Here is a 9,566-nt window from a genome sequence, read left to right on the forward strand (position 1 = left end):
ACGCGTGTTCTGACACTTTTTTGCAGCGCGTAACCTCGTATTCGGTGTCCTACCACCCGACTGACACCGCTCCACCTCTCGTTGCCGCACCCGAACTGCTCACTGCCGGGTCAGGCGGGCGTCGATGAACGTTCCTCTGATCGCACCGTTGACACCGGATGCGACCGCCTCGACCGTGAGTGGCCCGAGTGTCAGGACGACGGCGCACTCGGCACTCCCGGTGATCGAATTGCACCTTCCCGCCTCATCGCGTGAACAGCGATGGACCTACGGATTTCGGCGCGTCGACCAGAGCGGTCGATTGATGGACAAGTCGATAGTCGCAGCACTCGGGTGGCTCCCGGGTATGCGTCTTCATGGGGCCGTGATCGAAGGCGGCGTGCGGCTCAATGTCTGCGAGTCGGGAAAGAATCGGATAACAAACGAGCGAGATCTCCGGCTCGCAGCACGGACACGCAGAGCGCTGTCGATCGCGCCGGGCGACCAAGTCCTCTTGGTGGCCGATGCGCAGCAGAAGGTGCTGACGGTGTTGCCACTTCGAACAGTAGACCGGCTCGTTGGCGAGGCTTGCGACGCAAACCTAGCTCGGTTGGAGGAATCGTGACCACAACGCCGTCGGCTGATGACCTCAATGCCGCAAGGCTGCTGCTCGGCCAGATGCAAGACCTGCTGGCACACACCGGACCGAGCTCGAATGTACCTACATTCGCAGACTACGTACCCCGAGTCCTCGCCGGCATGCCCGCGACCAAGACAGCGGTGGACTACAAATACCCTCTGGGAAGGATCGCAGCCGCATGGCCGGACAGGCGAATCGACGAGCCCACACCAACCGAGTTCAAAACCCTGATAGCCGAACTCGTCCACAACCGCCAGATGAGACGAAACGACGTCGGCGGCAGGGGAACCGCCAGGAAAGCCATCTCGGCAATCCGCAAGCTCTACGATTTCGCGGTCGACGATGGTTACGTCCGGCCAGAGCACAATCCCGGAGCGAAACTAGCGAAACCTCGTATGCCTCCCTCACGTCGTCGGGCGCTGTCGCGCGAGCAGCTGATCGAGATCAACCGAGCAGCAGCGGAATCCAGCGATGATCCTGAGCTGGACACCCTCATCCTTCGGCTACATACCGAGACAGCGTGCCGCCGTGGTGGCGCGCTCGCGTTGCGAGAAGTCGATCTCGATCCCGCACACTGCCTCATTCCGCAGCCAGACTCGGGCACCGCGTCTACATCGAAGCGACACCACGCCTGGGCGGACACTGGCTCGTCCTATCCGACGCAACCACGCTCTACCAGCGCCCTACCGGCACACTGACCGCCTCCACAGTCCCCGCGGCCCTCCTACGGGCGTCCTCGACCTGGAAACGACTACACGACTAGTGGGTCCGCGATGCAGTCACGCTCACCACGCGCGACTCGCTCTTCACGCGCGCCGCCGCGGAGATCGTCGTGAGACGGGGCGGACGCGGCCGGGCCGCCGTCAACGTCCCGCCTCGACCAGCAACGCCCGTAGGGCCTCGGTGCGGGCGCCCACGCTCACCATCGCATCAGTCTGCGTGAGGCACTCCGGTTCCGGAAGGACCAGCCCGGGGCCACTTCGCGGTGCACACGCACCATGGCCTTCGGCGATCCATCCCCGCTTGGACACCGGAGAGCATCCGCATGGCTCAGCGGATCCGCTGAGCCCATAGTCCGCAGTGATGGAATTTGCTTCACCGTGTCAGCTTGGTGCACTCGACAAGCTCGGTCATCTCAGCCTCTGCGCCAGCGAAGATCTCGATGTATTGCTGCCACAGCACCGGTGTGCGGTGCGGATGTGAGACCTGGGGCAATGCGGGGGCCAGGGCGCTGAGCAGGTGCTCGTCCTCGGGCGCGTGGGATATCCAACCGCGGCGAGCCGGGAACCGACCGAGACAAAGACGGCCGCGCCGACGACCCTGCCGGATCGAACAACCCACGGATCCGGAAGCGGGCCATCGGCTGGGTGCGGGCCAGGCAAGGGCCACGGCCACTTCCGGGGCCACGGCGTCCCGCACCAGTCATCGACAGTACTGCTTCCACCACTACGTGAACGCGGAAGCTGGCCCGCGTGGGCGGTGGTCTGAGTGGCAGCCATCAGCGTAGCCACCGAGTTGAACCGCTCCCGCTTTCATCCAACCCAGATCGTGTCCCTAGCGGAGAAGACCCGATGGCGTCGAGTGGCCTCGGGAGACAGTGAAGATCGCCTGCCTCTGCACCGAGAATCGAAACTCTAGTCCGGTTTCGTCTACTTGGTCAGGAAACTCATAACCAGTAGAAACAATGCGATTGCGACCGAGGCCAACGCGACTTGGACCGCCCGGTGTTTCGACCACGCGATCTTGCTTACGCGATGCAGTTGCTCTGCGAGGGCAGGAAGTACAGGTTTGCTCATGAGATCGTTCTGTACCGCCTCAGCGCAGCACCGGTTGCGGATATTGCCAAAGTAAATGAAATTCTTCTCCTCCGTCCCCACTGCTCGCAACTTAGGGACAACAACCCAGACTGCGGACAGGGCAGAGGCGGACAGCGCGATCAGGCCGAGGATCAACAGCGAACGCGAGAGTCCATCGAGTCCTGCGAGCAGACCACCGTCTGTCGACAGCGCGATGACACCCGCCAGCACAGCGGCGTCGAGGGTAAGAGTAAATGATGCCTTGAGGTCGACTTTGCCCATCCAGTCCATGATCGCGGAATGTATTCGCCAAGCGGTCTCGACCGGATCCGAAACTGGATCTGCCACAGGGACATCGCCATCCTGACGTTCTGCCGCTGATGTTGAGGTTTTCGGGTGATCAGTCATAGCAGTTCTCATGTCGTAGATAGAGGCAGCGGGCGCCGAGACGCCGCTCCAGCGGACCCAATACACCAGCGAAGCGGGTTACGCAGGTCCGCAAGAGTGGTCGGTACGTGACATAAATCTTCCCGGAGGACGACGGGCGGCAAACAGCGCCTCGTTCTCCTGTAATCAGTGTCACTGCCCGGATCCTCGGCGACACGAGTAACCCGATACCCGTTCTGAATTCCCCAGGTAATTGCCGATTCAATGAGCTTGTCAATAGGACGTGCACACGCAACCGTTGTGGCGACTTCGCAGAGCCTCTACCGGATAGGCGATATCAGCTGACCTCCCCCGAGATCCCGTCTACGACCTCGACGAGAGCACCGACTTACGTTGTGAGCATCGAGTGGTATTTGTTCTCGAACCGGACGAGGCCTGACATAGGTAGCCCGCTACTCGTGAGTTGACAAGGTGAGCCTAGAACAATTATCGGCGGGGCGTTCTTCTCCCCGGTCGACTCGGAAAGGATATGTGATGGCTGATTCTCCGAATGCCCGCTCACGAAGCGGCGAATTGTGCGGGACCATGGCGGTTCACTACAAGCTGCTCGGGCAGAGCGAGAGCTACCGGCAGCGTTCGGCGATGTTCGAGAACCGCGCCCTGGCCTACGAGGGCCGTATGCGTGCTCCGGCCCGCACGGGCCCGATCACGATCCCGATGGTCGTGCACGTGGTGCACAATCCGGCGTTTCCGGCCGAGAACATCAGCCGGGCCCAGGTCGAGAGCCAGATCACTGTGCTCAACCAGGACTTCCGGGCGACCAATCTCGATCGCGTCGGCGTACCGACTGTCTGGACCGATCGCATTGCCGACTGCCGTATCCAATTCGCCTTGGCGACGACCGACCCCGACGGTAATCCGACCGAAGGAGTCACCCGAACCGAAACCACGAAGACCTCGTTCAGTGCCGAGGACGACGACGTGAAATCCACCGCGACCGGCGGAGCCGATCCGTGGCCGAGCGACGAGTACCTCAACCTCTGGGTCTGCGCCGATCCGCGAACCGCGCCCGGCAACTCCATTCTCGGTTACGCGCAATTCCCCGGTGGCCCCGTCGCCACCGATGGTGTCGTCATCGCGACTACCTGCTTCGGCACGACCGGTTCCGCGACGAAACCCTTCCACCTCGGACGCACCGCCACCCATGAGGTCGGGCATTGGCTGAGTCTGCGCCATATCTGGGGTGACGACGGAAGTGGTTGCTCGGGCGGTGATCTGGTCGATGACACGCCGAATCAGGCCAGCCAGAACTTCGGCAAACCCCAGTTCCCGCACATATCGTGCAACAACGGCCCCGACGGCGATATGTTCATGAACTACATGGACTACACCGACGACGCGGCGATGTTCATGTTCACCACCGGTCAATCCCTACGTATGAACGCGTGCCTGGACGGGCCGCGCGCCTCGTTCCTCGTCGCTGCTCGCCCACAAGCACAGCCTGTGCAGCAGGAGGTGTCGTCGATGGCAGCCGCGACGACCTCCGGACGCGGCGAGATGGGCGCGACGCAGTCCGCGGCCTCGACCGGTCCGGCCCCTGCCGGCGGCGCGGACGAGCTCGCCGACCTGGAGGGGCGGGTAGCGTTGTTGCGTTCACTACTCGACGAGATCAACGGCATCCTCGCCCGTGCACCCCATTGATCGGGTGTGAGGAGCCGGTGAGGACTGCCAGTGTCCGGTCCGTCCCCTGTCCTCGGAGTCTGGCTGCACTCCCACGAGGACGACACCCCTACTGTTTCGATCTACCGGCCGCGTGACTTCCCATTCCCCCGGTCACGTGGCCGGTCGGGTCTCGAATTCAGAGAAGATGGCACGGTCGTCGAATACCGACCCGGCGCCGACGACCGGTCTCGACCGACGACCGGCACCTGGTATGCCCTCGGCGACAACCGATACTCGATGTCGTTTCCCACCGAAGACGCCACCGAGCCCCAACCCCGGACACTGCGCTTCGACGGCGACAGCCTACGAGTAGGCGAATAACCCTCGGCGCACGCGCTCGGAGCCCCTGCCTGGCTGTCGACCGCTTGTGGGCACTTTCAAGCCACTCGCGACGATCCTGTCGCCGTTCAGAACACGGTGCCCGATTCGACGAGACCGCCGGAATTTCGCGCCAGCAGCCAGCCGAGCATGGCGTCGCATACCCGGGGTTCGATGAAATATCCGAGGTGATGGACGTCGGGGTTGGTGCCCAACGCCAGAGTGTCCTCGACGAATCCACAACCGGCGGCCGAATCGATCGCACTCATCGACGCCGTGTCGACCACCAGGTCGTTCGCGACATCGAGCAGTTGATCCACCACGGTGTCGGCCACACCCGTGACCAGCGCGTCGCGGATCCGCCGCAGACGTGTTCGCTCGAGGTCGTGTCCCGCGGCGGAGCCCGGCTCGAAGTCCGAGGAGACCACGAACCACGGTGTACCCGGTCGTGGCTGGCCCGGTTGGGTCTGGTTGATGCGGCGTACGAAGTCACCGTCGGGTCGCATCGCGGCCAGACCGGGCACTCCGTTGTCCTGCGCCGCATACGAGACGAGGTATTTCACGAAGGCCGCGACACCGGTGAGCGAACCGTTCACGATTTCCGCCGCGGGGATATTCCCGGCGACCACGCCGATAGCCCGCCCGCACGCGGTGGCCAGATTGGTGTACAGATCGAGCAGGGCGTGCCAGTTCCGCGGTTCGGCCAGCAAGGTGCCACCGTTGGTTGCCCCGACGAACACGACACGCCCCGAGTTCGCTCGCCACGTCGATCGTGGCAGCAGGTACTCGATCAGGCTGCGCGCGACCAGCCCCCCTCGGCTGTAGCAGACGACGTCCAGCGTCGGTACGGCAATCAGGCTCACCGACGACAGCCTCCTGAGCAGTTCGGTCGCGTTCTCCAGCGGGTCGACGCTCAGTGTCGGATGGTCGAACCCGATGACCGCGTCATAACTCGACAGTGCCGTCGCCAGGAAGCGCCTGCCTGCCGGGGTCGTGGTCAATGCCCCGAAGCTGCCCGCGGTCGTGGAGAAGGTGCCGTGGATCATCAACAGAATCCGCGCGGGGCGATCCAGAGGCAGGGCGAGCTCGGACAGTTGCTCGATCGGCCGCCACCCCTGTGTGGTCGTCGCGGACTCGATCGCCACCAGGCCCTGCCGGATATCGCGTTCGAGAAACTCCACAGCCTCACCAGCCACCACACTCGCCACGAACTTGAAGACGTAAGCACGCACGCCGGCGAGCATCGAGATCCCCGGCGCCCTGGCGACACTCGCTTGCACGCCCGCCCGACCCGGTCCCTCGTCGAGAACGAATCGAATCGTGCGCGGCCGCTGTGCGGTCTCACGCCGATCCGGCGACGAGCGCACGGGCTCGGTGCGACCGACGGGAAATCGCCACGACAGCACACCGTCCTGCTCGAGCAGCACGACCGCGTCCTCGTCGGGCGCGACCCGCAGGTCCAGCCGTGCCGGTTCGGGGGCGCGGAGCTCCCGGGTCGTCGAGCCCCGGTCCGGCGCGAGGTCCACCGGCGGCGCTACCAGATCCAGCCGATGGGTACCGAACGCGGTCAGCGCCGCCCCCAGTGCTGCCTCACCCGATGTGACCTCGGCACCCGCGGGCACGCGGGTGGTCTCCGTGGTGCCGGGCACCGCCGCATGGTCGACACGGTAGTGATCCGAACACGTGACTCGAAGCTTTCCGTCCAGAAATTCCACCGACCTCATGATCGATCTCTCCTATCGCTCGTCAGTACCAGACCAGCCCCAGCGGGAGGATGTTCAGCGGCGCCCAGGTAGGGCTGTCGACGCGGTAGATGCTGCGCGCTGACCGCGGCCGCTCAGTTGTGGAGTTGCCAGCCGCGGCGCAGGAACAGGGGCACGAACTGTTGTGGAATGTAGAGGCGGTCTTCGGGATTGGGGATCTGGAAGTACCGCTGTGGCGCGTGCAGTGTGATGTCGTTGCGGCTCAGGTCGATCACCGCGCGGTCCGGTGGCTGGCGCCGGGCCAGGTATCGGATCTCGAATGCTTCGAACCGCAGCCGATCCTGCGGATCGAACACGCCTTTCTTGTCGGCCCGGGCCTGTTCGACGAAGTCGCGTGACCGTTTGAGCGACGGAAATCGGCCGCGGTCTGACCGAGTGCGGTCATGTCCGACTGCACGAGTTCTCGCAGCGAATCGCTGGCCTTGTGGGCGTGACGGTCATAGTTGGCGGCCGCGTCGGTGCCGACTCTGGCTTGCAGATGCGCGGCAAGCGGTGCATCGAGGTCGAACACTCCGAATTCGGGCCGCAACGGATCGTTCAGATAGGTCTCCCATTGCGCGGAGTCCAGGGATGTCTGCGAGTCGTCCCCGGGCAGATCGATCTTCCTTTCCGGGCTGTCGATGCCGAGGAACCGCATCGACATGCTGCCCTGCACATGGACACCGGTTGTGTCCCCGTCAGGGATGGACTGCGCCAGCGATTGCGGGGTGCCGAGGTTGTCGCGTCGGATACCGGTCACCGCACGAGGGCGGTCGTTCACCGTGAAGAAGGCATCGGCCATGGCATGCTCCCCTATCAATCGAATCCGCGTCTCCACGCTTGTCGGAGACCATCCTCTCCCCCCACCACCGTCATCCGCGTGAGTCTTCGACTACTCGAATCCGAGATCGACCGGTCGCGTTCGCCACCGGCCCGGTCACCGAGATCATGGCCACCGATCCCACCCAGGGACATCGCCGATCACGACCGTGCGCAACGATTCGATCCAGCCGCAGCGAGAGTGTCCTCGCGCCGCGCACCGCCCGCATGCCCCGAGATCTGACTCATCGGCGGTGTCGTATGTCGGCGACAACGCTCCCAACTCTCGATCGCCTTCGGGGCGTGGCGACCGGCGTTGTGGGTCGATTCGGGCGCGGGTTCGGAAGCAGGTAGCTGGTTACTCACGCACAAACGCGCGGGCCGGAACAGACTATGCGCACGAAATCCTCCGAGAATCCGTTGCAGGAGATCGGGATGAACTGTCACACACGAACGGCACTACTCGCGGTAGCCGCAGTCGGAGTGCTCGGTGTGTCGACACCGATCACCACGGCGGACCCCACCACCGAAGTGCCGACCGGGACAGAAGCGCCGACTACGACAACGACGACGACGCAGTCGCGCGAGCCGCCCACACCGACCACGCCGATTACCGAACCAGCCTGCTGTACCGTTCCCCCAACCACCTCGACCACGGCCGTACGACCGATGCCGGAAGCGACCCTCGCGGCCGATCCATCGAGTGTCGAACGCGGAGCGAGCGTCACCATCAGTGGTTCCAACTGGCGATGTGGCGAGGTGATCATCAAACCTCAACGGTCGGAAGCGGTGACCGCGGGCACGAGCGGAGATTCCTTCGCGAAAGCGATCCCGGTCCCACCGGATGCCGAATTCGACTCCTACGCGTTCACTGTCACCTGTGACCGGTCGCAGCTCACCCGGACGGTGACCATCCAGATCGCTCGCCCGCCGACCGACACCGCGACCACGACATCCACGAACAGCGGGCCCGTCTCCGAGGTGGACGCACAATCATCGGATTCCCAGATCGCTCTGCCACCGGCCGCCCCGCCGAGCGAATCCCGCCCGATCGGCTTCATCGACGACGCTCTCGCGCTGGGTGCGCTCCTGGTCGCCATCGCCGTAGCGACCTTCGTGCTACGCCACCGTGGCAAGCGTGCACACCGCCCGACCGAGCCGCACCTGCGGGTACACGTCATCGAAGGCCCGGCCCCGACAATCCAAGTCCACCGAACAGGTACCACGCCGACCGTGCGGGTCCGACTGTTCGGCGGTGATCCACTACTGCAGATCAGGGAGATACCACAATGACAGCTCCACCGATCACCGCCGAATCGGTCCTCTTCCCGGCCGCCACCCACCGCGCGAGAATCGACGAACTCGCCCGATGCCTACACGAACGCGATGTGGAGCAATTCGCGCTGCGTCGAGCGCCGATCGTCACCACCGTCCTGCGGTCGACGGCCTTGCGAGAGATCACCACAGCCCTGGACCGGCTGCTCCAACTCGACCTCGGCGGGCTGATGGTCCGGGGCTGGCGCCGCTACGACCGACTACGCGAGGCGGCGATCCGCACCCGTACCGGCAGCACCGAACAGGTCGAACTCCTCGAACACGAGATCACCCACACCCACAATCCACACCTCGAGATCAGCGTCGACGCCAACCCGGTCGGCGCACTGGACCTCGAACTACGTATCGCCCTGCTGCTACGACCACTGACCGCGACCATCCGCGGTGGACTACTGGTCGCGCTGGGCCCCGGCGACTGCACCCTCTCCGCAAACGTCGACGCCACCGAAGTCGGCAGACTCCTACACCGCGAATACACACTGCCTGTCGCGACACTGGTAGACCTACGACGGCCGATCCCGCTCGTGCGCCACGACTTCGAGGACCCGACAGTCCGGATCAACCGCACACCGGGCGCACGGGCGGGGTGAGCAAGACATCGACCTCAGTCCACCACGGTCGGGTGCCGATCAACCCTGCCGACGTGCCCAGTATCTGAGGCAAGGCACTCGATACACACATGGCCGAAATCGCATCGGCCCGCGGCCCGCTATTGATCGTGGTCGACCAGCCCAACACCATCGGCGCCCTGCCGGTCACCGTCGCCCGTGCCTGCGGCCATGACGTCGCCTACCTGCCTGGCCTGTCGATGCGGCGCATTGCCGATCT

Annotated in this window: 9 protein-coding genes and 1 pseudogene; 6 read left to right on the plus strand and 4 right to left on the minus strand. The window is 64.4% G+C overall.

Going from position 1 to position 9,566, the window contains the following annotated elements; genetic code table 11:
• Positions 1–124 precede the first annotated feature (124 nt).
• Together JZ792_RS11035 and JZ792_RS11040 are read left to right on the plus strand one after the other, a co-directional pair.
• Positions 125–604 (plus strand): hypothetical protein, encoded by a 480-nt coding sequence (locus JZ792_RS11035; RefSeq protein ID WP_216909579.1) that lies wholly within the window; start codon positions 125–127, stop codon positions 602–604.
• Entirely contained in the window at positions 601–1,317 is a 717-nt protein-coding gene (locus JZ792_RS11040; protein WP_216909581.1) for a site-specific integrase, read from the plus strand. The genes JZ792_RS11035 and JZ792_RS11040 overlap by 4 nt, the downstream gene beginning before the upstream one ends.
• Before the next feature lie 951 nt (positions 1,318–2,268).
• Here the strand turns inward: JZ792_RS11040 and JZ792_RS11045 are convergent.
• Positions 2,269–2,823, minus strand: a complete 555-nt coding sequence (locus JZ792_RS11045) for a Pycsar system effector family protein (protein WP_254189626.1) — start codon at positions 2,821–2,823, stop codon at positions 2,269–2,271.
• A 513-nt stretch (positions 2,824–3,336) separates the two neighbouring features.
• On the opposite strand from JZ792_RS11045, the gene JZ792_RS11050 reads away from it, so the two are divergent.
• Entirely contained in the window at positions 3,337–4,503 is a 1,167-nt protein-coding gene (locus JZ792_RS11050; protein ID WP_254189627.1) for a zinc metalloprotease, read from the plus strand.
• 428 nt (positions 4,504–4,931) lie between these two features.
• On the opposite strand, the gene JZ792_RS11055 is transcribed toward JZ792_RS11050, so the two are convergent.
• From JZ792_RS11055 to JZ792_RS11065, 3 genes are all read right to left on the minus strand, one after another.
• Positions 4,932–6,491, minus strand: coding sequence for a DUF7379 domain-containing protein (locus JZ792_RS11055; protein WP_216909582.1), 1,560 nt, complete (start codon positions 6,489–6,491; stop codon positions 4,932–4,934).
• A 188-nt stretch (positions 6,492–6,679) separates the two neighbouring features.
• The gene (locus tag JZ792_RS11060) at positions 6,680–6,820 is read right to left on the minus strand and encodes a hypothetical protein (protein ID WP_216909584.1); all 141 of its coding nucleotides are present in this window, start codon (positions 6,818–6,820) and stop codon (positions 6,680–6,682) included.
• Entirely contained in the window at positions 6,817–7,386 is a 570-nt protein-coding gene (locus tag JZ792_RS11065; RefSeq protein WP_216909586.1) for a hypothetical protein, read from the minus strand. The genes JZ792_RS11060 and JZ792_RS11065 overlap by 4 nt, the downstream gene beginning before the upstream one ends.
• 686 nt (positions 7,387–8,072) lie before the next feature.
• On the opposite strand from JZ792_RS11065, the gene JZ792_RS11070 reads away from it, so the two are divergent.
• The 3 genes and pseudogenes from JZ792_RS11070 to JZ792_RS11080 all read left to right on the plus strand — a co-directional run.
• The gene (locus JZ792_RS11070) at positions 8,073–8,696 is read left to right on the plus strand and encodes a hypothetical protein (RefSeq protein ID WP_216909588.1); all 624 of its coding nucleotides are present in this window, start codon (positions 8,073–8,075) and stop codon (positions 8,694–8,696) included.
• Complete coding sequence (locus JZ792_RS11075) at positions 8,693–9,328, plus strand: hypothetical protein (RefSeq protein WP_216909590.1); 636 nt, start codon at positions 8,693–8,695, stop codon at positions 9,326–9,328. The genes JZ792_RS11070 and JZ792_RS11075 overlap by 4 nt, the downstream gene beginning before the upstream one ends.
• Positions 9,329–9,417: 89 nt before the next feature.
• A pseudogene (locus tag JZ792_RS11080) lies at positions 9,418–9,566 on the plus strand (IS110 family transposase); the annotation flags it as partial.

The organism is Nocardia noduli (genome assembly GCF_019038455.1).
Lineage (GTDB): Bacteria > Actinomycetota > Actinomycetes > Mycobacteriales > Mycobacteriaceae > Nocardia > Nocardia noduli.